At 42.9% G+C, this 22809-nt stretch carries 19 protein-coding genes and 1 tRNA gene; 12 read left to right on the forward strand and 8 right to left on the reverse strand.

Going from position 1 to position 22809, the window contains the following annotated elements; translation table 11 throughout:
- Positions 1–134 precede the first annotated feature (134 nt).
- On the reverse strand, positions 135–1199 hold the full coding sequence (locus tag LBQ60_01870; protein MDR2036652.1) for a winged helix DNA-binding domain-containing protein: 1065 nt from the start codon (positions 1197–1199) through the stop codon (positions 135–137).
- A gap of 320 nt (positions 1200–1519) precedes the next feature.
- Here LBQ60_01870 and LBQ60_01875 point away from each other — a divergent pair, with 320 nt between their 5' ends.
- The 6 genes from LBQ60_01875 (at position 1520) to LBQ60_01900 (ending at position 9410) form a co-directional block, all read left to right on the forward strand.
- Entirely contained in the window at positions 1520–2008 is a 489-nt protein-coding gene (locus LBQ60_01875; protein MDR2036653.1) for a bacterioferritin, read from the forward strand.
- 242 nt (positions 2009–2250) lie between these two features.
- Positions 2251–4311, forward strand: a complete 2061-nt coding sequence (locus LBQ60_01880) for an alpha-L-fucosidase (protein ID MDR2036654.1) — start codon at positions 2251–2253, stop codon at positions 4309–4311.
- Positions 4312–4386: 75 nt separating this feature from the next.
- A complete protein-coding gene (locus tag LBQ60_01885) occupies positions 4387–5631 on the forward strand; it encodes an aminotransferase class I/II-fold pyridoxal phosphate-dependent enzyme (protein ID MDR2036655.1) in 1245 nt (414 codons plus the stop codon).
- A gap of 207 nt (positions 5632–5838) precedes the next feature.
- On the forward strand, positions 5839–6924 hold the full coding sequence (gcvT, locus tag LBQ60_01890; GenBank protein ID MDR2036656.1) for a glycine cleavage system aminomethyltransferase GcvT: 1086 nt from the start codon (positions 5839–5841) through the stop codon (positions 6922–6924).
- 177 nt (positions 6925–7101) lie between these two features.
- Complete coding sequence (locus tag LBQ60_01895) at positions 7102–7815, forward strand: 2-phosphosulfolactate phosphatase (protein MDR2036657.1); 714 nt, start codon at positions 7102–7104, stop codon at positions 7813–7815.
- Between the two features lie 176 nt (positions 7816–7991).
- Complete coding sequence (locus tag LBQ60_01900; protein ID MDR2036658.1) at positions 7992–9410, forward strand: amidophosphoribosyltransferase; 1419 nt, start codon at positions 7992–7994, stop codon at positions 9408–9410.
- 25 nt (positions 9411–9435) lie between these two features.
- Here the strand turns inward: LBQ60_01900 and LBQ60_01905 are convergent, their stop codons facing one another.
- Entirely contained in the window at positions 9436–10680 is a 1245-nt protein-coding gene (locus tag LBQ60_01905) for an aminotransferase class I/II-fold pyridoxal phosphate-dependent enzyme (protein MDR2036659.1), read from the reverse strand.
- Positions 10681–11320: 640 nt separating this feature from the next.
- Here LBQ60_01905 and LBQ60_01910 point away from each other — a divergent pair.
- Entirely contained in the window at positions 11321–11737 is a 417-nt protein-coding gene (locus LBQ60_01910) for a hypothetical protein (GenBank protein ID MDR2036660.1), read from the forward strand.
- A 34-nt stretch (positions 11738–11771) separates the two neighbouring features.
- Here the strand turns inward: LBQ60_01910 and LBQ60_01915 are convergent, their stop codons facing one another.
- From LBQ60_01915 to LBQ60_01925, 3 genes are all read right to left on the reverse strand, one after another.
- A complete protein-coding gene (locus LBQ60_01915; protein MDR2036661.1) occupies positions 11772–13232 on the reverse strand; it encodes an aminoacyl-histidine dipeptidase in 1461 nt (486 codons plus the stop codon).
- Positions 13233–13361: 129 nt separating this feature from the next.
- On the reverse strand, positions 13362–14240 hold the full coding sequence (dapA, locus tag LBQ60_01920; protein ID MDR2036662.1) for a 4-hydroxy-tetrahydrodipicolinate synthase: 879 nt from the start codon (positions 14238–14240) through the stop codon (positions 13362–13364).
- Between the two features lie 32 nt (positions 14241–14272).
- Positions 14273–14740, reverse strand: a complete 468-nt coding sequence (locus LBQ60_01925; GenBank protein ID MDR2036663.1) for a hypothetical protein — start codon at positions 14738–14740, stop codon at positions 14273–14275.
- A gap of 205 nt (positions 14741–14945) precedes the next feature.
- On the opposite strand from LBQ60_01925, the gene LBQ60_01930 reads away from it, so the two are divergent.
- Entirely contained in the window at positions 14946–15482 is a 537-nt protein-coding gene (locus LBQ60_01930; GenBank protein ID MDR2036664.1) for an NUDIX domain-containing protein, read from the forward strand.
- A gap of 19 nt (positions 15483–15501) precedes the next feature.
- Positions 15502–16077, forward strand: coding sequence for a pentapeptide repeat-containing protein (locus LBQ60_01935; protein MDR2036665.1), 576 nt, complete (start codon positions 15502–15504; stop codon positions 16075–16077).
- A 41-nt stretch (positions 16078–16118) separates the two neighbouring features.
- Here the strand turns inward: LBQ60_01935 and coaE are convergent, their stop codons facing one another.
- The 3 genes from coaE to LBQ60_01950 all read right to left on the reverse strand — a co-directional run bounded on the left by coaE (position 16119) and on the right by LBQ60_01950 (position 19355).
- On the reverse strand, positions 16119–16712 hold the full coding sequence (gene coaE, locus LBQ60_01940) for a dephospho-CoA kinase (GenBank protein ID MDR2036666.1): 594 nt from the start codon (positions 16710–16712) through the stop codon (positions 16119–16121).
- Complete coding sequence (locus LBQ60_01945) at positions 16713–17768, reverse strand: hypothetical protein (protein ID MDR2036667.1); 1056 nt, start codon at positions 17766–17768, stop codon at positions 16713–16715.
- Positions 17769–17858: 90 nt separating this feature from the next.
- Positions 17859–19355 carry an acetyl-CoA hydrolase/transferase family protein gene (locus tag LBQ60_01950; protein ID MDR2036668.1) on the reverse strand — a complete coding sequence of 499 codons (1497 nt, stop codon included), beginning with the start codon at positions 19353–19355 and terminating at the stop codon, positions 17859–17861.
- 239 nt (positions 19356–19594) lie between these two features.
- Here LBQ60_01950 and LBQ60_01955 point away from each other — a divergent pair.
- The 3 genes from LBQ60_01955 (at position 19595) to LBQ60_01965 (ending at position 22731) form a co-directional block, all read left to right on the forward strand.
- Positions 19595–19682 (forward strand) — tRNA-Ser (locus LBQ60_01955).
- A 250-nt stretch (positions 19683–19932) separates the two neighbouring features.
- Positions 19933–21285 (forward strand): site-specific integrase, encoded by a 1353-nt coding sequence (locus LBQ60_01960; protein ID MDR2036669.1) that lies wholly within the window; start codon positions 19933–19935, stop codon positions 21283–21285.
- A 204-nt stretch (positions 21286–21489) separates the two neighbouring features.
- Positions 21490–22731 carry a plasmid recombination protein gene (locus tag LBQ60_01965; protein MDR2036670.1) on the forward strand — a complete coding sequence of 414 codons (1242 nt, stop codon included), beginning with the start codon at positions 21490–21492 and terminating at the stop codon, positions 22729–22731.
- Positions 22732–22809: the final 78 nt, after the last annotated feature.

A 22809-nucleotide genomic window follows, 5' to 3' on the forward strand; every position in this document is an offset into this window, starting at 1 on the left:
TGGATGGAGCTGTTACGATCCACCATTGTAATCCGTATAACAACATTGGAAATAAGGCGGGCTTGTCCTCCAGATTATATTTCATTTTTTGCATCAATTGTTTCTTATAGGTAATACTCGGCACATTTCCGGGATCAGGATGATTTTAACCGGTTGCCGGTGATGAATGATTTATACCGTTCTTCGGCCGGTTTTATATGTTTCCGTCCGGTTTTTGATTGTTTATCGAAAAAAGAAGTCTCTATGGATATCAGGTTTTTCTTTGTTGTTTTTTTCCAGTTTCCGATGATCTTTCCGTTTTGCAGTATCACAGGATAAAAAATACCGTATGAGGTGAATGCTTTCGGATAGTGTTTTTTTTCCAGGACATGAACCCTTTCTTTATAGCTGATCAGAAACTCATCATAGGGAGGTAACAGGTGTAGTGCCCCATCCACTTCATTTGCCTGTGTATAACTTTCATGCAGGTAAAAATTTTCAGAATCGAATCGATCTGTGACCAGTTCCGTTTCAATAAGCTTTATGGCATGTTTTGCTTCGGTAATCGTCAGGCCCGACCACCAGGTAAAATCCTGTAATGATGCGGGAGAATGACTTCTGAAATATTTTTGGGCCAACATGGCAAGGGCTTCATCTTTATATAGTTTTTTTGCAGGAGGGACGCGTTCATCCATCAGTGCATAAGTATGCTTTTTATTCTTTTCGATACCGTTGCAGATCAATCCGTCAGTTTCCGCAAGGGATAAAACGCAGTTCAACTGTGATTTGTCGGCGATGGTCCCTGAAGAAGAAAGTTCTTCACCTATTTCCAGCCTGGTCAGGTGTCTGTTGTTTTTTAGTATTTTTTCCAACTGCTTATAGCTTTTGGAATAGATTGGTTCATCGATCCCGAAATTTTTTCCCCAGGAGAGACAGGCTGATTTGATCCGTTTTCCTGTTAATTGCAGCATCCAACGGACATCTTCGGCTACTACCATATGCCAGGTCGGACGTAATACATGAGTCCGTATAATTTCGCCCGATTCGAGTGCTTTCTCAACTTGCGACAGTGAACCGGATTTTAGCCGGATGCCTACCGCCCATTTTGACATAATACAATCCTGGGCCTGAATGGCTCCCATCCATGAGACCAGCTCCCTGGGATGATCGAATAAGGGTTGAGCCAGTTGCTGACTCAACATGCGGATATTTTTCACCATTGGATTTCGTCCTGATTTGGTTGGTTCCGAATAACTTTTAAGCAATCTGTGCTATTTATTGTTTTCTTATGTCGCATGGATCAAGTGAATTACGTTCGGAAAGCATAACATTAATTGTTTTATATTACTTAAATGCAAATATATAAGTAATCTTTATTGATTATGGTTATTCGAAAAACATTTGATAATTACGGCAAAAAGTCCGGAGAATAAAATAAGGAGTTTTGTTTTCGGATAAACAGGAAAAATAAAAAAAGTCGGTGATCATGGATAAAGATAAAAAAATGTACTACATTAGTGGCTTTAAAACAATATTGATTATGGAACCTAAATACGCACGCAGCATTGAACTGCTAAACAAAGCCATTGCGGAAGAAAATACCGCATCGTTACAATATATGTTATTTCACTTCGTTTGTGAAGACAGGGGATACAGGCCACTGGCAATGTATTTCAAAAAAACCGCTATTGAGGAAATGCGCCATGTCGAGCAACTTGCAGAACGTGTTCTTTTTCTTGAAGGTGAAGTGAAGATGGTGTTGGCGAAAGCAGTAAAAAATTTCGACAAAGTTGAAGATATGCTTAATTATGCACGTCAACTTGAAGTGGAAACGATTGAAACGTATAATGCATGGTCAAAAGAAACCGCTGATCTGGGTGATGCGGCTACCCATAAAATGTTTCAGGACCTGATTGTTCAGGAAGAAGGACATATGGATCAATTCCGTCTGGAAATGGATAATATGAAGGAATATGGGGATAAATACCTTGCATTGCAGGTGGTAGACAACCTGAAGCATCAGGACTAATAGTTTACCTACCGTTTAACGTATTATGAAAGCCTGTTAATTTGATTAACAGGCTTTTTTGTTACGACACCTGTCTTTTACGAAATAAGTTCTATTTTTGTATACTGTGGGTTACGCTTATTTTTATGAAATTAAGCACTCAGTGCTATTTATTGTTTTCTTAAGTAGCATTGATCAATGTTGATTACGTTTATTTAATATGACATTAATTTATTGATATTACTTAATTTAATAATAATGATATGAATTTAAAAAGAAATATCATCGGGACCTTGGGTTTGCTTTTATTTTTGGCTTCATGTGGAAAAACACCCGACCCACCCGCTCCGTATGGACAATTGCCCAACCAGTGGCAATTGGAATGGCAGAAAATGGAATATTATATGTTTATCCATTTCGGTCCGAATACTTTCACCAATGTGGAATGGGGACATGGGAAAGAAGATCCGAAGGTATTCAATCCCACCCATCTGGATTGTCGCCAGTGGGCAGCTACAGCAAAAGCTGCCGGAATGAAGGCGATCATCATTACCGCCAAACATCATGACGGATTTTGCCTATGGCCGAGCCAATACAGTACACATACTGTCCGTGAGAGTGCATGGAAAGAAGGAAAAGGCGATCTTTTGAAAGAATTATCCGAAGCCTGTAAGGAATATGGTCTAAAATTCGGTGTTTACCTTTCTCCATGGGATCAGAACCACCCCAGTTATGGAACTCCGGAATACAACCAGATATTTTCTAATACATTAAAGGAAGTACTGGGAAATTACGGACATGTTTTTGAACAGTGGTTCGACGGCGCCTGCGGTGAAGGGCCTAACGGAAAATTACAGGAGTATGACTGGGACCTGTTTCATAAAACAGTATATGACCTTCAACCGCATGCCATCATATTTAGTGATGTAGGTCCCGGATGCCGCTGGATGGGTAACGAGCGTGGCGTTGCCGGAGAAACCAACTGGTCAACGCTCAATATTAAAGGATTTGGTCCGGGTAAGGGGGCACCTCCGAGAGAGTCGCTCAGTGAGGGGAATATGAATGGGGAAAAGTGGATTCCGGCTGAAACAGACGTATCTATTCGCCCGGGTTGGTTCTACAGTCCAACCACCGATAATAGGGTGAAATCCGTTAGTAAACTGGTGGATATTTATCATACTTCTGTCGGCCGTAACAGTAATTTATTATTGAATGTTCCACCGGACAAGCGGGGCTTGATCCATCCCAATGATTCGGCGCGCCTGATGGAGTTCCGGAAAGTGATTGATGAGTCTTATGCGGTAAACCTGGCAAAGGGTGCCAAAGGAAAAGCCGGTCATGTTCGTGGAAATGCCCGGAAATATGCTGAAAAAAATCTTTTCGACGGCAATTATGACACTTATTGGACTACAGATGACGGACAATTGTCGGTATCTGTTGAAATCGACCTGAAAAACGAAGAATCGTTCAATCGTTTGGTGTTACAGGAGTATATCCCGCTGGGACAACGGGTAAAATCTTTCAGTGTGGAATACTGGGACGAAGGAAAATGGAAACAATTGGACCGGCAAACTACCATTGGTTACAAGCGGATTCTTCGTTTCCCCATGATCACTACGAAAAAAATACGGGTCAATATTGAAGAATCACTGGCATCACCTGTCCTGAATGAAATTGGAGTATATAAAGCGGTTGAAATACTGGAAATGCCGGTCATTACCCGCAATAAAAAGGGAGAAGTCAGTATTGGCTGTGAGTCCTCTGATCCGGTAGTTTATTATACGGTTGACGGTAGCGAGCCTACTCCTTCTTCTGAGCGCTATACTTCTTCATTCCCTTTAGTTGAGGGAGGAATTGTTTCCGCCAGGGCTTTTATCAACGATCACGCTCAAAGTAGTGAGACAGTAAAGGTAGAGTATGACCTTACTCCGATGAAATGGAAAGTGGTTTCTCCGGCAATACCGGGCATCGAGAGAGCGGTTGACGGGAATCCGGCTTCATTTGCATCTATACCCGCCGGGCAGCAAAAGGAGATCACAATCGACCTGGGAGAAGAATTACTGCTGAAAGGATTTTCATATACTCCTGTAGATGGATCCTCCGGAAATATTTACCGGTACAGTTTTTATATAAGCCCAGACGGAAAAAAATGGACTAAAGTGAAAAATAATGCTTCTTTCGATAATATAAAAAATAATCCGGTACAGCAGTTCGTGCGGTTTGACGATCCGGTAAAAGGGCGGTTTATCAAACTGGAAGTCATTGAACTAACAGACTCCGGACGAAATGTCACTATAGGAGAACTGGGTGTTATTACCCGCTAGTGTGATAATGACAAAAATCTTTTGGCAACATTGTAAAAAAACGTACTTTTGTTGATCATCATTTTAAAAATTATTATTGTGGATATTTTTGACAAAATACAAAAGAGCGAAGGCCCCTTAGGACAATATCGTAAGGATGCACACGGATATTTTATGTTCCCGAAACTCGAAGGAGATATAGGTGCACATATGACATTCAGGGGAAAGGAAGTACTTGTTTGGAGTTTGAATAACTATATTGGGTTGGCCAATCATCCCGAAGTTCGCGAAGTAGATGCCGAAGCAGGGAAACGTTGGGGTTTCGGATATCCGATGGGTGCCCGTATGATGTCGGGACAAACCAGTCTGCATGAGAAACTGGAACAGCAACTGGCCGAATTCGAAAAGAAAGAAGATGCTTATCTGCTGAATTACGGTTATCAGGGGATGATCTCCATTATTGATAATCTGGTAAACCGTCATGATGTAATTGTATATGACTCGGAATGCCATGCTTGTATCATGGATGGTTTACGTCTGCATATGGGCAAGCGTTTTGTATATGCACACAATGATATGGAAAGCCTCGACAAGCAGTTACAACATGCTACCAAGCTGACCAAAGAAACCGGCGGAGGTATCCTGCTGGTCACCGAAGGCGTATTCGGTATGTCGGGTGACATGGGTAAACTGGATGAAATTGTCAGGCTGAAAGATAAATATGAATTCCGTATGTTGGTAGATGATGCACATGGGTTTGGTACCATGGGTAAAACCGGCGCCGGAGCATCTGAAGCATTGGGTGTAATGGATGGAGTTGACCTGTACTTCGGCACATTTGCCAAAGCTATGGCAGAGATCGGAGGATTCATAGCCGGTCCTCAGATAGTCATCAATTACCTGCGTTACAATATGCGTTCGCAGATTTTTGCCAAATCATTACCTATGGCTTTGGTAGAAGGCGCAATCAAACGATTGGAGCTGCTTCGTACACGTCCCGAATTGCGCGAACAATTATGGACCGTTGTCAGGGCACTGCAATCAGGATTGAAAGAAAGAGGTTTTGATATCGGAAAAACCAATTCTCCGGTAACTCCTGTATATATGAAAGGACAGGTTCCCGAAGCCACTAATGTGATCCTCGACCTGCGTGAAAATTACAATATTTTCTGTTCAGTAGTGGTTTACCCTGTGGTACCCAAGGATGTGATCATGTTCCGCCTGATACCTACAGCAGAGCATACGATCGAAGATGTTAACTATACGTTGAATGCCTTTTCGGAAGTAAAAGAAAAATTAGCAGCCGGCAAATATGTCGGTGACAAAGTGCGGATGGCATAAACAAAATATTTGAAAACGTTTGTAACATGGATACAATATTCAGTTGCAAACGTTTTTTTATTCTGATCAATTTAGAAATTCAAGATTCACAATTAACTTCGGTGAACCCTTTGGGTTTCGGGGTTCAAAATTTCGGGTTCCAGATTTAATGTAAAATTGTGGTCTGTAATCTTAAATTTTGAATTCGGAACTTTAAATTAAAATAACATGAAAAGTACTGTTTTTGAATCTGTTCACCAGAAACTTGGCGCCAAGATGATGCCCTTTGCCGGGTACAATATGCCTATAGAATATTCGGGGATCAATCATGAACACCTTACCGTGCGTAACGGAGTAGGTGTTTTTGATGTGTCACACATGGGTGAGATCTGGGTCAAAGGGCCTAATGCCCTGGATCTGATACAAAAGATTACCACCAATGATGCGTCGGTCCTGACACCAGGTAAGGCCCAGTACACCTGTATGCCCAATGGTAATGGGGGGATTGTCGACGATATCCTGGTATATTATTATGAAGAGCAAAAGTATCTGTTGGTGGTGAATGCCGCTAATACGGAGAAAGATTGGGAATGGATACAGGCCAACAACAGTATGGGCGCCGAATTGGAGAACGCATCTGATAAAATGTCCCAACTGGCTGTTCAGGGACCTAAAGCAATAGATGTGATGCAGAAGCTGACAACTGTTGACCTGAAAAGTATTCCTTATTATTCTTTTATAACAGCTGAATTTGCAGGAGTAAAAAATGTCATCATATCGGCTACCGGATATACCGGATCCGGTGGATTTGAACTATACTTCTACAATGAAGTCGGAATAAAAATATGGAATGCATTGTTTGAAGCCGGAAAAGAGGAAGGGATTATTCCTGTGGGACTGGCTGCGCGTGATACCCTACGTTTGGAGAAGGGATTCTGTCTCTACGGAAACGATATTGATGATACAACTTCCCCGATTGAAGCAGGATTGGGCTGGATTACCAAATTCACAGACTACAAAAATTTTATCGATAAAGACCTTCTTTTAAAACAAAAGACAGAGGGAGTTTCCCGCAAGTTGATTGGTCTGGAGATGATTGATAAAGGAATTCCGCGTCATGATTATGAAATCACCGATGTAGACGGGAAGAAGATTGGAAAAGTGACTTCCGGAACTATGTCTCCCTGTCTCAAAATGGGTATCGGGATGGGATATGTGGCCATAGAGTATGCTGCCCCGGGGACTGAAATCTATTTGTCCATCAGGGGAAAATTGTTAAAAGCCAGAGTGGTAAAGCCACCGTTTGTAAAATAATAATAAAAAATAGAGGTTGTCCAAAAAGTCCAAAACAACAGCTTAATTACAAATTAAGCCGAACGCTATATTCGTAAAATAAGTGGGTAGCGTTGAGTGGAATTTGTAATTACTTGCGTGAGGGCTCCGCCGTTCCACTCTGAAAATAGCTTTTTGGATAACTCCTTTTATATTCAAATGCATCGAATTACTGTTTGTTTTTCTTCCTCTCAGTTTTTCTTTTATCCTTATTCAGGAAAGAATGCTGTAGCTATTGATATCTTCAGGGCAAGCACTTCCATCTGTACGGCTTTCATGAATGGAGTCAAAGAAGTCATCCCTACCAGTACAGATGAAGAATTGAAAAAATACATCGGAAAATACATTATTGCGGCCGAACAGGATGGTATCAAGCTGGAGTTTGCTGATATAGGAAATTCACCCAAATACTTTACCCGCGAATTAGTGGAGGGGAAAACGGTTGCCTATAGTACCACTAACGGCACCCATACCATTCGACTGGCAGCACAATGCCATAGTGCTGTGGTCGGTTCGTATATCAATATCAGCGCTCTTTGTCGCTGGCTTGAAGCAGGTGAAAAGGATGTATTTCTTCTTTGCTCCGGAAGAAAAGGTTGCTTTAATCTGGAGGATGCTTTATTTGCCGGTGCTGTTGCTCAAAAACTGATTGATTCCGGAAAATTTGATACTGCTTGTGATAGTACGCTGGCTGCGATGGATCTTTGGTCTCTGGCAAAAAACGATTTACCGGACTACATCAAAAAAGCAGCTCAGAATGAGCGTTTACGTAAGATACATTCCGATGATATCATACCATATTGCCTTACATATGACCTGACGGATATGGTTCCTATTTATAAAAATAACAGGCTTGTTCCGATGAAATATTGAGGTTGTCCGTTGGGGTTTCAGAATATTTTTCAGAAAATTCATTCAGACTAACCGGTTTGTTTTTAAGAAATTGTAAGATATTTAGATAGGTTTAAGACGAATAAGCATGATATCGTTCCCGAAAACCTTCAAAAAAATATAAATTTGCGCATAATTTTAATTGATTTATATTTCTTATGAGTGGATTTTTTGGTTGTGTGTCCCGGAAAGAGTGTGTGTGCGATGTCTTTTATGGCACGGATTATCATTCCCATTTGGGTACAAAAAAAGCGGGGATGGCCTTTTATAATGGGGAAAGCTTTATACGGGTCATACACAGTATAGAAAGTGCCTACTTCAGAAATAAGTTTGAACCTGAACTGGATCAGTTTATCGGATCGAATCTGGGTATCGGTATCATCAGCGACATGGAGTCCCAGCCGATAACCATTACTTCGCATCTGGGACGTTATTCCGTTGTTACTGTCGGCCGCATCGATAATCTACAGGAAATATCAGATCAGTTACTGGATGAAAAGATACATTTTGCAGAACTTTCCGGTTCCGAGATCAATCCTACAGAGGTCATCTGTATCCTGATCAATAAAGGGGAAACTTTTAAAGAAGGAATTGAAAATGTCTATAAAACAGTTAAAGGATCATGTTCTTTCCTGATCCTTACGGATAACTGTATTTATGCTGCACGGGACCGGTTTGGCAGGACACCTGTTATTATCGGTAAAGATGATTTCGGGTATGTATTGGCCTCTGAAAGCTCATCATTCACTAATTTAGGCTATTCATATGTCAGGGATATCGGTCCGGGAGAGGCTGTGCGGATTTCCAAAGACGGGGTTACCACTATCATTGAACCTGGTAGCCGAAAACAGATATGTTCTTTTCTCTGGGTATATTATGGATATCCTTCCGCTTATTATGAAGGAATAAATGTGGAAGATGTGCGGTACCGTTGTGGCGGAGCGATTGCCCGGAGGGATAACTTTGATGTGGATTTTGCTGCAGGAATTCCTGATTCGGGTGTAGCACATGCAATTGGTTATTCCAATGCCAAAAGGATTCACTACAAACGGCCGTTTGTAAAATATACCCCCACCTGGCCCCGTAGCTTTATGCCGCAAAACCAGACAATGCGCGACCTGGTGGCAAAGATGAAATTGTTGCCTAACGAAGCATTAACACAAAAATCCAAAATTGTGTTTCTGGATGATTCTATTGTCAGGGGTACACAACTGAAGGATAATGTTGTTAAGTTGAGGGAATGCGGAGTCGAAGAAGTACATATCCGTATCGCTTGTCCTCCCTTGATATATCCCTGTTGCTTTCTGAACTTTTCAACGTCCCGGTCCACTTTTGACCTTTTCGCACGTAGGGTGATACGTGATCTGGAGGGAACATCGGATCTGACGGAAGAGATTTTACAACCTTATACCGATCCGGATTCTGAAAAATATAAAGCCATGGTAAAAGTGATGTGCCAGCATCTGCAATTGGATTCGCTGCAATTCCAACGGTTGGATGACCTGATTGATGCCATTGGCCTTCCTAAGGAACAGTTATGTACACATTGCTGGGATAATTCAAGTTACACGGAATAATCGCCTTGTCCCGGTCGATTTGATATCAGGCATTTTGATGAGGAAGTGCTTGCTGTAGATCCTGGAATAAATCCTCTGCGGATTCCAGTCCGACAGAAAGGCGGAGTGTCTGTTGCCTGATGCCCATTTCCTTCCGTTGCTCTTCGTTAAATGTCCCATAAATGGTACTTGCCGGATGAATGATCAATGTTTTGTTATCGAAAAGGTTGGTTGCCCGTCTGACCAGGCGTAAACGATTGATAAAAGAAAAGCAGGCTTCGCGGGAGGGAAGATCGAAGGTAAGCATGGCCCCGGGATATTTTCCGAATTGCACGTTGCTGAGGGCAAAAAAAGGATTGTTTTCCAATCCCGGATAATTAACGGATATAATACCGTCCAGTGATTGTAGGTGCCGGGCCAGTTCAAGGCAGGTCGCAGCTTGTTGTTTAAAACGCAATTGTAACGTTTCCAGACCCAACATCTGCATATATGCTACCTGTGGGGTCATATAAGATCCTACATTGCGTACCATTTCTTTTTGCATGCGTTCTGTAAAGGCTTTTTTTCCGGATTTTGCATTCCAAACCTTCAGTACCCTGGAAGTACTCCAGTCAAATGTACCATGATCCAATACCAGACCGCCGATGCTGGTGGCTCCTCCTGAAATATATTTTGTCGTAGATACCACTTCAATATTGATACCAAATTCACGGGCGTTGAAAGCACAAAACGGGACTACCGTCGTATCTGCGACCAAAGGGATATTCTTTTCCTGTCCGATCGATGACAATATTTTCAGATCAGCAACTTCCATTTGCGGATTAGTGATTATTTCCACAAAAATCGCACATGTCCGTTCGTCAATACAGGAACGTACTTCATCCGGATCCAGAAGATTACAGAAACGGATTTCTATCCCGAAATTTGTCCAGATATTTTTCATCAATGAATAAGTATTCCCAAATAAATGTGGCGAAGTCACTATGTTGGAACCGGCATATGCAAGTGACATGATCACATGATTAATGGCCGCCATACCTGAATTAAGCGCAGTTACGCTTAAAGCACCGGTGATCGAGCAGATCCGGTCTTCAAAATGTTGTACGGTCGGATTGGTAATCCTGGAATAGGTAGGGTCGGATGAGTATCCGCAAAATGCAGCTTCCATGGCCTCTGCAGTATCAAACTCATAAGCTGCCGTATGGTATACCGGCATAGCTAACGCATGATATGCATCCGTTTTCCTATATGGGACATGAAGTAATTTTGTTTCAAAATGATTTTTTTCCATGGCTTGGTAAATCTGGATTTTCTGTTTATCGCTATTTTTTGAAATAAAAATATTAAAAAAATATAAAATATATGGGTAAATATACAAATTTCCTATCTTTAACCGAAATTTTTGTAGAACTGCACCATTTATCAGTAAATTGTAATGGGTAAGGTGAATTGATCGGGGTAGAATCATATAATTGATAAAGTCAGGGTATATAGTCTGAAGAGAATAATTAAATATAACTGCCTACTTATAGGATAAGTAAAATCTATTATACCATAAAACCACCCTTTTCTTTTCAAAATATTTAAGCAAAAAAGAGATTTATATATGAACATTTAAAACGAATCGTCAATGGAATAAAAAAATCTAGGTACAAAAAGTAGCGTTCAGCTTTATTCTTGTAATCGGAGAACTGGCACTTTTCAAAAATTAACCACGGGAATAATATGTTGATATTCACGCACATGAAGCCATATATAGAATGTTGTCTGCCATTAGATAGGTTGGAAGCAGGGGTTTAGCGTGGGATTAACTTATTTGTGGTTAAGGTATGCCAGTACCTCTGGTACGAATATAGTTTTATCCCACGCTTCTTTCATTTTCAATATTATTAACCGTTTGCCTGGGACGCAAACACATAAACTAATTCAAAATGAAATGCTTTAATTTAATCTCATCTGTTAACAAACTGGTTTTGTTTGTAATGGTTCTTCTTGTTTCCTGCTCTTCAAAAAATGAAGAGCCTTTTTGCGTAACCTATGAAGTGCTCTCAAATACTGTGCAACCTTATAGGCTCACAATTTCTTATAAAGATTCTTCAGGATATGTAGTATTGGATACGGCAATCAATAAACGGTGGTCAAAGAAAATCTGTTTGTCACCCAATGATATAGCATCTTTGTCGGTGACTACCTTACAACATTACAGGCTAAGGGGCAAAGGGATGTATCATCATTCTATGTTTGATGAAAGGAGTAGGAATGTTACGGGGAAAATTATCCATGAAAAGAGAACACTATCCGAATCCGGGAAGACCATTTTAATCTCATTGTTGCCTTCCGAATTATAGGTGTAGTTATTTAGATGTTTATTGTTTTGAGCGCTCATGCCGGATAATTTTTCTCCGGTATTTTTCCCAATACACCAAGTAATAGATCTGCGAACTGTTTCACAGTGGGAATATTGAGTTGTTCACTGGGTGAGTGTGCTCCTTTAATGGTCGGGCCGAATGAGATCATATCCAGCGTGGGATATTTTTCAAGGAATAAACCGCACTCCAATCCGGCATGTATGGCACGAACTATCGGTTGCTTAGAAAACAGGTCGGAATAAACGGTTTTGGTAATTTCCAGGATAGGAGACTGTGGATTGGGGGTCCATCCCGGATAGCCATCGGAATGGGTGACCGTGGCTCCGGCTATTTCAAAAATATCGTGGATATGCCGGGCAATCTCTTTCTTTGCTTTTTCATCATCACTACGTTGGCTGGTGGCAATCGTGATCGTATTGGTTCCGGTGAATTTCACGGATGCCAGGTTGGTTGAAGTACTGACCAGTCCGGGCATCGTCTCACTCATCCTGATTACCCCCGATGGACAGGCTTCAATGGCATTCAGTAATCCTGACAGTGTGTTTATGTCTATTATGGTATCGGCTTTCTCATAAGGATCGATGGAAAAATGAAAACCGGGCGATGTCGTTATTAAGGATTCTTTCCATTGACCTGCGATGGATAAAGCATGTTGTTCAAATTTGTTATAATGAACCGGATCAATAATCACTATGGCCGAAGCTTCTCTTGGAATAGCATTCCGCAAATTACCGCCTTCAAACCGGGCCAATGAGATCCCAAATAATTCGACGGATTTCAACAGGATTTGATTGAGTATTTTTATGGCATTGCCCCTCCCTTTATCGATATCGTCACCTGAATGCCCGCCGGTGAGCCCGGTAATACTTAGTTGGAAGGCCCTCGCATTTGCGGGAATTTTTGTAGTTGTATACCGGAAGACCGCCGTTGTGTCTATTCCACCGGCGCAACCGATAAAAAGTTCTCCTTCGTCTTCAGAATCAAGATTGATCAATATTTCACCGGTCATGAAATTTTCCTCCAAAGCTTTCGCACCGGTGAGCCCGGTTTCTTCATCCACTGTGAAAAGAGCTTCCAGAGGACCGTGTTCTATCGTGGGATCTGCAAGAATGGCCACAGCGGCGGCCATTCCTATACCGTCATCGGCACCGAGTGTGGTTCCGCGTGCTTTCATCCAGTCTCCGTCAATATATGCATTGATCGGTTCGGTAAGGAAATCATGCTGCACATCGCTGTTCTTTTCACCCACCATATCTACATGGCTCTGCAGGATAACGGTTTTCAGGTTTTCTTTGTCTTTAACAGCCGGTTTAAGGATCAGGACATTTCCTGCCGCATCCTGTTTGTATGCCAGATGTTCTTTTTCTGCGAATTGTTTGAGGTAGTCGCAGATCTTTTCTTCATTCTTCGAAGTACGTGGTATCCGGCATATTTCTTCAAAATATTGCCAGATTTTCTGGGTGATATCTGTCATGGTAATTTTATATTTCTTAGAATCCCTGAATTAAAAAATTCCCGGGATATTTTACTGAATCCCGGTATGGCTGTCAATAAACAGACAACTAATAAAAATGTTATGGGGAAGAGACCCCGGAATATGTGATCAAGCTCCTATTTCCCGGATCAGGGAGGAGAGTTTTTCGTAAGTCTTTTGTGATACGGGGACCAGTGGCAGGCGTAGGATATTCTCTGCCATTCCTAAAATATGGAGTGCGGCTTTGATTCCGGCAGGATTGCCATCTGTAAATAAGGCATTGAACAGTTCCAACATCTGGTAATGAATGGCCCGGGCTTCTGAAAAATTTCCGGACAATGCTTCGCGGGTAAGGGCAGCAATTTGCTTTGGAAAAGCATTGGCAGCTACTGAAATAATGCCGTCTCCTCCCAGGGCAATCAGGGGGAGGGCAAATGCGTCATCTCCTGAGATCACGGCAAAATCAGCGGGTCTCCCTTTAATAATTTCCGACATTTGTGAAAGCGATCCCGAAGCTTCTTTCATGGCGACAATGTTGTCTACTTCATGCGCCAGTGTGAGCGTTGTTTCGGCTGTCATATTGATGCCTGTCCGTCCGGGAATATTATACAATATCACAGGTACCGGACTTTCGGCGGCAATAGTTTTATAATGAGCGATGATCCCTGATTGTGTCGGTTTATTGTAATAAGGAGCTACCGATAACATACCGGATATTCCGTTAAAATCAGTGCGTTTGATCTTTTTGACCACTTTTGCGGTATCGTTTCCCCCGATACCAATGACCACCGGTATTTCATCTGCAGCCAGTTCTACTACATAACGTACTACCTTATCGGTCTCCTCACGTGAGAGGGTTACCGATTCCCCGGTAGTTCCCATTATTACTATATAATCTACTTTTTCATCGATACAATGATTCACAATACGGCTTAGTGCCTCAAAATCTATTGTTTCGTCTTTTTTGAATGGTGTAACGATGGCTACGCCCGTACCTTGAAACAGCATAAAAATTGCTTTAAATCAATTTGATAAATAAATCATCCCGGATTTCTCAGATCCGACAGGTACAATTTGACATTTTCGAGAAAATAATCAATCGTATTATGTTTTTTGATGTCGATCATCAGATCATATTCCTGATCTTCATCCCGCAAAACCCCTACTTTGCATTTGGCTACAGATAACCGGGAAATATATTCTACCGGAAAATATGAGTTGATGCTGCAATTGATCAACATATCAAAAGGTTCCCGGATGAACTTGTCTACGGTTTCTCCCTTGGGGATCATCAATAAATTCAGGTCGTTCTGGGTGATAAATTCCATTTCTTTCCAGAAAAGGAAATTATCGGGAATTTTTTTTCCGTCGAAGTAGCCCAGGACGAAATACTTGATTCCTTTCTGTGCCAGGAAATGCATAAATTCTTTTAAATATTTGATGCTTGTTTCATCTGCGGAAGCACAGACAATACCGACATATTTTGCCGATGCGAAATCGAACAGCATTTTTTGCCGTTTCAACTTTGAAGCCTTCCTGCGAAGAACCTTCCGGGCTATTGATAATCGTGCACTTCCTAATACCACAGTGATGCCTACCCTAAAATTATTGTTTCACAAATCTACGGTTTTTTTCCGTAAAAACAATAAGCTGTCTAAAAGGATACCGTTTCGGAATGTTTTCGTACCTTTGATTGAAAATAAGAATACATTCATGAATGAATATTTTCCTTCGAAGGTGCTTCATTTTTGCCCTTTTTGTGGTGCAGATGCTTTTCGGCCCGGTGATGGACATTACCTGCAATGTGGTGTTTGTGGGAAAAAACTGTACATCAATGCAGCAGGTGCGGTAGCGTGTATTATCGTCAATCCGCAGGGGGAAATATTGTTTACCCGGCGTAAGTACGATCCGTCCAAAGGGATGCTGGACCTTCCGGGAGGATTTGTTGATCCGGAAGAAACGGCTGAGAGTGCTGCCCGGAGGGAAGTATATGAAGAACTGAACCTAAAGGTTGATTCGATGCAATATATAGGGAGTTCTAACAATCGTTACCTGTATGGTGGAATTGTATATTTCACGCTCGACCTGGGATTTGAATGTAAGGTTTCGGATTTTTCCACGCTTCGTGCAGGTGACGATGCGGCCGGATATGTATTCCTTGCCCCGGATAAGATCAATATCGATGAAATAGGATTTCTGTCTATCCGGACACTTGTACAACTGTATATTAGGAATAGGGCTGATCAGTAATCTGATATATTAGGATGAAATGCAGGACAGGTACATACAGGACGAGACATTCGACCAGATAGATTTTACTCAAAATGCCTTGGGAAAAGGCGAATATGAAAGTTGCCTGTTCAAGAACTGTAACTTTTCAGGTCAGGATTTTTCCGGATTTAAATTTCTGGATTGCGAATTTAATGCATGTAACCTGAGCCTGGTGAAGCTGGATGATACGGTTTTACAGGATATAAAGTTCAAAGGTTGCAAAATGTTAGGCATTCGTTTCGAAGCCTGTAATAGTTTTGGGTTATCATTTTCATTTGATGGTTGCCAACTCAATCACTCCTCCTTTTATCAATTAAAAATAAAGAAAACCGTTTTCAGCAATTCGCAGCTGGAAGAAGCAGATTTTGCAGGTTGTGACTTAACGGAAGCAGAGTTTGATCAATGTAATCTGGGTAATGCTGTTTTTGATCATACGATACTTGAAAAGGCGGACTTCCGTACTTCCGACCATTATTCCATCGACCCTGAAATGAACAGGATCAGAAAAGCAAAATTTTCGATTTCCGGTCTTTCCGGACTTCTGGATAAATATGATATAGTAATAGAAAAATGAACAGGTAGTTTATTCGTAAAATACGAATAGAATTTATCCAGTCAGGATACTTTTGCCAGATCCGTTAGTTGTTGATGGATGTGCATGACCTGTGGAAGTAGCATACTCTTATCATCATTATTGATCACAAAGTCGGCCAATTTTATTTTTTTCTCCTCGGGCCATTGATTTTTCATACGTGCACGGACTGCTTCCGCATCAACGACATCCCGTTGCCTGACTCTTTCGATACGTAGTTGCTCCGGTGCTGTCACCAGGACGATTTTATCAAATCTTGATGCCGCATTGCTTTCAAACAGGATGGCTGCCTCTTCAATGATGTACGGACTGGTCTGGGCCGCACGCCAGCGGATGAAATCCCTGCCTACAGCGGGATGTACCAACCCGTTTACTTTTTCAAGCATGGATTTGTCATTAAAGATGATTTCCGCCAGTTTTTTTCTATTCAGTAGTTCATTCTCGTATATCTCCTGTCCAAACAATGTTTTCAGGCCTTCCCTCAGCTCCGGGTCGAAATTCATCAGTTCTTTTGCCCTGATATCTGCATAATAGACAGGAACTCCCAACAGTTCGAAAATTTCACAAACCGTTGTCTTTCCGCTACCTATTCCGCCTGTTACACCTACCGTCAGCATCTATTTTTCAATAATAAAATCGACATTCTTCGGATTAAACCGTATATCCGACACATAGGAGGGCGATTTAGCGATGCTGACCTTTGCCTTGGCCATTCCGTCCTTGGCATCCTTGATCGCGTCATAATCCACTACAGCACGAAACATATGCGGCTGTATCTTCTCAAAGCTACTGATCGGTACCAGGCAATTGACCGTCACCGTTCCGGGGAAAGTTTTCAGGGTCAGTCCCTGAGGCAGGTTGATGGCTTCGATAGGTACGGAAACAGAGGCTTCTGTGTGTCTCTCAATGGGCAATACCACACTCACCTCATTCACTGAGTAACTTAATTGTTCTACCGGTTGCAGGGCAAGTTGCACCTGTAATGTATCTTTTAACCGTTTGAATGTTTTGTTTTTGGTGTGCACATACTGGATGGTATCGACAATGGTCCTCGGTCCGGAAACTGTGATCCGGGAGGGAGTGATCCGTATATCGCCTACCGGAAGGAATTCCTTCTCGAATTGCAGCCGGGACTGTACTTTTACGGGAATCTCTTTTTGTACCATTTCACTGAACAGGAATTTCAGGGTATCCGGACTGATCCGCTGCAAACGGATATCCGAGCTTAATTGGGTAGAGATTTTATCAGAAATGGTCTGGGATAGGATATAGTATTCGCTGTCACGGGCACTTCTGCTTTTCCGGAGCGATGAATAGCCGGCATCTACGTTTACCGGATAAAAGGTAAACCCGAGCCGGTACTTCAAAAGTGTGAAACCCTGGGCAGAGACAGTCAGTGACAGATGGTTGCCTGGCGCTTCCACCAGAACTTTATCCGTAGGGAGATTGACATATTTAACTTTAAATTTCAGGTCTGTAGTGTAATCCTTGTTGAGGGCATTGAGATACCATATGACTACCGCAATCACAAAAAACACCAGGTAAGTCAGGAATTCGCTGCTGACCCTTTTTTTGATCCTTTTCCCCAGATTTTTGAGGCCTTCGAGTATTTGACGGTACTTTACAGACATAATAGAAACTGCGATATGGTCCACACTAATAATGTGCGCCAAAAAACGACCAAATATAAAAAAATAAAGTCAACCCCGGAAAAATATCCGCGATTGACTTTGATTATCTTTCTGTTATTTTAATGACAGGCGTTATTTAACATATTTTGACCAGTCTACATTGTGCATGTCACCTGTTTCGTTGAATGCATGATGGAATGCAAAGCAGGCATACAGGTTATGAGGCGTATGTCCTTTTCCCAGTTTCAGGTAATCGCTGAGCAATTGCCGGTAATCGGGATGTACACAATTTTCAATGATGGCCTGGGCCCTTTGTATCGGTGATTTGCCCCTGAGGTCGGCTACTCCCTGTTCGGTGATCAGGATGGATACGGAGTGTTCGTTATGATCCAGATGCGATACCATCGGCACAATGGCACTGATGTTCGTTCCCTTGGCAACGGACGGAGTGGTGAAAATAGACAAATAGGCGTTACGGGTAAAATCGCCGGAACCACCAATACCGTTCATCATCTTGGTGCCTACCACATGGGTAGAATTGATATTACCGAAAATATCTGCTTCCAGAGCGGTGTTGATCGTGATCAGTCCCAGCCTGCGGATGATTTCCGGATTGTTGGAAATTTCCTGCGGACGTAATAATACCTTATCCTTGAAGAAATCAAGGTCTTTGTATATTTCATCCATGGTAGGATTGCTGACAGTCAATGAACAACCGCTGGCGAACCGTACCCTGCCTGATTTCATTAAAGTGATCACGGCGTCCTGTATGACTTCGGTATAAATTTTGAAAACCGGGATGGAGGCATTTTCACCCATCGCGCCCAGAACGGCATTGGCAATATTGCCTACCCCGGACTGTACCGGAAGGAAAGACTGGGGAATACGTCCTGCTTTCATTTCTCCCACCAGGAAGTTGGCTACATTGGCTCCGATTCTGGCAGTTGTTTCGTCCAGCGGGGCAAATTCACCACCTTCATTTTCAAGGTTGGTCTCGACTACGGCTACTACCTTGGCAGGATCCACTTTAATATACGGAGTGCCGATACGGTCATCAGGATGGAAAATGGGAATGGCCTCACGATTCGGCGGCGGTGCGGTCACATATACGTCGTGCATGCCGCGGATCTCTTTCGGGTGCTTATGGTTCAGCTCTACAATGATCTTATCGGACAGCATGCAAAGGGTAGGAGCGATCCCGATCCCTGTCGTGGGAACGATTTCTCCGTTATCCGTAATATCAGCGGCTTCAATAATGGCCACATTTACCTTTCCCAGGAAACCATAACGCAGCATCTGCGCCAGATGGGAGAGATGCAGGTCATAATACGGAGCGTCGCCCGTGTTGATGGCATTCCTTAAATCTTTGTTGGACTGGTAGGGCGTCCGGAATTTGATGGCATGAGCACGTGCCAGGTTACCGTCCAGGCTGTCTCCCGTGGAGGCGCCCGTAAACATTCCTATTTTGAAAGGGTTTCCTTTTTGGTGTTCCGCCTCTGCACGTTTTGCCAACGCTGCCGGAACGGCTTTAGGGCAACCCGCTGCGGTAAATCCGCTGAATCCTACATTGTCATCGTTGTTGATAAAATTCGCTGCTTCCTCAGCAGTCATTACAGGATATCTGCTCATGTCTTTCTGAACTATTGATTAAATATTTTAATGAACCTATGCATTTATTTTTAAGCGCCACAAAATTAAGATTTTTCCCGGGATAATGTACGATTTTGTATTGAAAAAACAGGAACCCGCATACCTGCACCCGAATACGTTTGTTTATCAACATTTTTCCTGTTTTTCTCCAGGCATGCCAATAAATTTTCCGGTTATTTTTTTGTTTCAAAAAAACATGTACCTTTGCAGCCGCAAAAGGAGAGTTGGGTGAGCGGTTTAAACCGGCAGTCTTGAAAACTGTTGTACCGCAAGGTACCGGGGGTTCGAATCCCTCACTCTCCGCCAAGCCGAATGGCAGAATCAAACAAAACACCGTAAATCAGACGATTACGGTGTTTTTTCTTTTCGGGCGACATGCAAAAAAGAGCGTTTTAGAGTACCTTAAACGGACAAAATCGGTGACACATCCATTTGGCTGAAAAATGTCACCGAATTAACTCTAAATGGTTATTATGTAGTGTTTTGCGCCATTTTACATAGCGCGGTTCTCGCCTGCATTTCATACGTTTGTATCATCTAAAAACATTAAAAACGTATGGAACGAGTAACATTCAAAATCCTGTTTTACGTTAAGAAAACACGGATCGCAAAAAATGGCGAAGTACCTATTATGCTTCGCGTTACGGTAAACGGTCTGCGAACCGAAACATCCGTAAATCTTAAAGTTAATCCCAAATCATGGAATGCGGTCGCGGGTAAGTCGGTAGGCAGCACCCGTCAGGACTACGAGTTGAACGCCCGGATAGACACTATCCGTATGCGGGTGATGCAACTCCACCGTCAAATGGAATTGGACGGTGAGTCTATCACGGCTCAAAAGGTAATTGACAAATACCTCGGCAGGGGCGATAAGCCCGTCATTATGCTGTTAGACCTGTTCAGAGAACATAATGAGAAGTGTCTCAAGCTGTCCGGCAACGGCATGGCTCCCGGCACGGTCGAACGTTATGAAACCTCTTACAAGCACACGGCAAACTTCATTGAAGACACATATGGCAAAGAGGATATACCCGTTGCCGACATAGACCATAAATTCATCACTGATTATGAGTTCTGGTTGCGTACCGAACGCAAGTGCAGCCATAATTCGGCGGTCAAATACCTTAAAAACTTTGGTAAGATCGTCCGTATAGCTATAGCTAACGGCTATATCACAAAGAATCCGTTTGCCAATATCAAATTTAAACTTGAAGAAGTCGACCGTGATTTTCTTGAAGACCACGAAATCAAGGCTATGATAGATAAGCCTATTGAGATTGCGCGGTTAGCGCAAGTGCGGGATGTTTTTGTCTTTTCGATTTTCACTGGATTGGCATTCTCGGACATTAAGGGCTTAAAGCAGGAACATATAGTAAAGGATAACAACGGCGCGTTGTGGATAAGGAAGAAACGGCAGAAGACAGGTAATATGTGTAATATCCCGTTGCTGGACCCTGCCAGAGAAATCCTCAACCGCTACAAGAACCATCCGACCTGCATCGAAAAGGGTGTACTGCTCCCGATGCTATGCAACCAGAAGTATAACGCATACCTTAAAGAACTGGCGGCGATATGCGGCATCAATAAGGAAATTTCGAGCCACACCGGGCGTCACTCGTTTGCAACCTCGGTAGCCCTCGCTAACGGCGTATCTATTGAGAACGTGGCAAAAATGCTCGGCCATTCCGATACGAAAATGACCCGCCATTACGCCCGTGTTCTCGACAAGAGCATTATGCGGGATATGACGGTAGTTAATGGGAAGTTCGCCGCATCGACCGACAAACAAAAGGCCGCGCCGACACCGCAGGAACTGACACAGGTTTCCGCCATGACAACGCCCACTCCGGCTCCATCAATCGAGATACCCATTCTCATTCCGCAGACCCGATCCGGCGTACTCAATTAATGCCCCGATGAAAGAGAAAACAACGGCGGCTGACAGTTTAACCGCGCCTACCAAAGGGCTTTTCAAAAAAGCCATAGCTTATTAGGGCATTTTCTTAACGCATCGACAAGTCGAAGCTAAAAATGCCCCAATAAGCCAAGGGGCTTCGCCCCTCTGGACACCCCCAGAGGTCGGCAAATTATCCATCTTAAAATTCACCTCAAAATGGGCTTTGCAGTCTTACATATACAAAAGCCGAAAGGCAATGACAGCGGAACAACCGCCCACATCGAGCGTGCGGTTAGTCCGGCCAATGCCGATCCGGAACGCACTCACTTGAATAAAGAGTTCGTTGATTTTCCGGACGGAGTGGAAACCCGTACCCAAGCGATACAGCACCGCATCGTGAACGCCGGAATTAAGCGCAAGATTAGCCATAACCAAGTGCGGGCTTTGCAGATAATGTTGTCGGGGACGCCGGAGGATATACAGCGCATACAGGCCGACGGTAAACTTGACGAGTGGTGCAACGATAATATCGAATGGTTACAAGATACGTTCGGCAAGGATAATCTTGTTTCTGCTGTTTTGCATATGGATGAGAAAACACCCCACATCCACGCTACCGTCGTGCCGATAGTTACCGGAGAGAGAAGAAAAGCCAAGAAGAAATCTGATGAGCCAACGCCGTATAAACCGAAGGACGGTAAGAAGGCTTATCGCAAGAAATCCCCCAATACCGTCCGGCTTTGCGCCGACGACGTAATGACCCGCGAGAATCTGGAACGAATCCAAGACACCTATGCCGCAAAGATGAACAAATACGGCTTACTGCGTGGAATCAAAGGCTCGGACGCCCGGCACATTACCACACCGCAATATTATCGGGACTTGTATGAGAAGAACGAGGATTTGCGGGAGAGCATCGGGTATCTGGAAGAAGAAAAACAAGATGTTTACAATAAAGTGCGGAATATGTACGACCATAGGGATGAGGCGCGGGAGAAATTCCTCGATATGGACAAGTATGTACGCAACAAGGAGAAAGAGATAACCGCTACCGAAACCCGCATAGAGCAACTAAGGCAAGATTACGAACCGTATAAGGCTCAGGACGATTTGAATTTACTGCTCGATATATTCCCGCATTTTAAAGAGCATCTGCGAGTGGCGAAATACTGCAAAGGCATCGGACTGACGACAGACACTACTAAACAGCTTTTCGAGGGCAAAGACGTAGCCATAACAGGCAAACTCCACTCGCCGGAACACGACAGGGATTTCAGCATACAGGACGCCAAACTGAAACTATTCAAGGAACCGGGCGATACATACAAACTCCGCCTTAACCTAAACGGTCAGAACATCATCGACTGGTTCAAAGAACAATTCTCCAAACTCCGGCAAGCGGTTAGACCGCATATCAAGCTCACCCCGCCCACACAAAAGAAAGGGAGAGGAATGTAACTCCGTGAAGAGACTCCCATAGGCAATTAGGTGTAATATACGCAAGAGATATGAATAGGCTAAATTGCCGTTTTCTAT

Source organism: Bacteroidales bacterium, from assembly GCA_031275285.1.
In the GTDB taxonomy this organism is placed as follows: Bacteria; Bacteroidota; Bacteroidia; order Bacteroidales; family UBA4181; genus JAIRLS01.

Excerpts from the sequence above, each read along its gene's own strand:
- LBQ60_01870 (MDR2036652.1), bottom strand. The coding sequence starts at position 1,199 with ATGGTGAAAAATATCCGCATGTTGAGTCAGCAACTGGCTCAACCCTTA.
- LBQ60_01875 (MDR2036653.1), top strand. The coding sequence starts at position 1,520 with ATGGAACCTAAATACGCACGCAGCATTGAACTGCTAAACAAAGCCATT.
- LBQ60_01880 (MDR2036654.1), top strand. The coding sequence starts at position 2,251 with ATGAATTTAAAAAGAAATATCATCGGGACCTTGGGTTTGCTTTTATTT.
- gcvT (MDR2036656.1), top strand. The coding sequence starts at position 5,839 with ATGAAAAGTACTGTTTTTGAATCTGTTCACCAGAAACTTGGCGCCAAG.
- LBQ60_01895 (MDR2036657.1), top strand. The coding sequence starts at position 7,102 with ATGCATCGAATTACTGTTTGTTTTTCTTCCTCTCAGTTTTTCTTTTAT.
- LBQ60_01900 (MDR2036658.1), top strand. The coding sequence starts at position 7,992 with ATGAGTGGATTTTTTGGTTGTGTGTCCCGGAAAGAGTGTGTGTGCGAT.
- LBQ60_01905 (MDR2036659.1), bottom strand. The coding sequence starts at position 10,680 with ATGGAAAAAAATCATTTTGAAACAAAATTACTTCATGTCCCATATAGG.
- LBQ60_01910 (MDR2036660.1), top strand. The coding sequence starts at position 11,321 with ATGAAATGCTTTAATTTAATCTCATCTGTTAACAAACTGGTTTTGTTT.
- LBQ60_01915 (MDR2036661.1), bottom strand. The coding sequence starts at position 13,232 with ATGACAGATATCACCCAGAAAATCTGGCAATATTTTGAAGAAATATGC.
- dapA (MDR2036662.1), bottom strand. The coding sequence starts at position 14,240 with ATGCTGTTTCAAGGTACGGGCGTAGCCATCGTTACACCATTCAAAAAA.
- LBQ60_01925 (MDR2036663.1), bottom strand. The coding sequence starts at position 14,740 with ATGCTGTTCGATTTCGCATCGGCAAAATATGTCGGTATTGTCTGTGCT.
- LBQ60_01930 (MDR2036664.1), top strand. The coding sequence starts at position 14,946 with ATGAATGAATATTTTCCTTCGAAGGTGCTTCATTTTTGCCCTTTTTGT.
- LBQ60_01935 (MDR2036665.1), top strand. The coding sequence starts at position 15,502 with ATGCAGGACAGGTACATACAGGACGAGACATTCGACCAGATAGATTTT.
- coaE (MDR2036666.1), bottom strand. The coding sequence starts at position 16,712 with ATGCTGACGGTAGGTGTAACAGGCGGAATAGGTAGCGGAAAGACAACG.
- LBQ60_01950 (MDR2036668.1), bottom strand. The coding sequence starts at position 19,355 with ATGAGCAGATATCCTGTAATGACTGCTGAGGAAGCAGCGAATTTTATC.
- LBQ60_01960 (MDR2036669.1), top strand. The coding sequence starts at position 19,933 with ATGGAACGAGTAACATTCAAAATCCTGTTTTACGTTAAGAAAACACGG.
- LBQ60_01965 (MDR2036670.1), top strand. The coding sequence starts at position 21,490 with ATGGGCTTTGCAGTCTTACATATACAAAAGCCGAAAGGCAATGACAGC.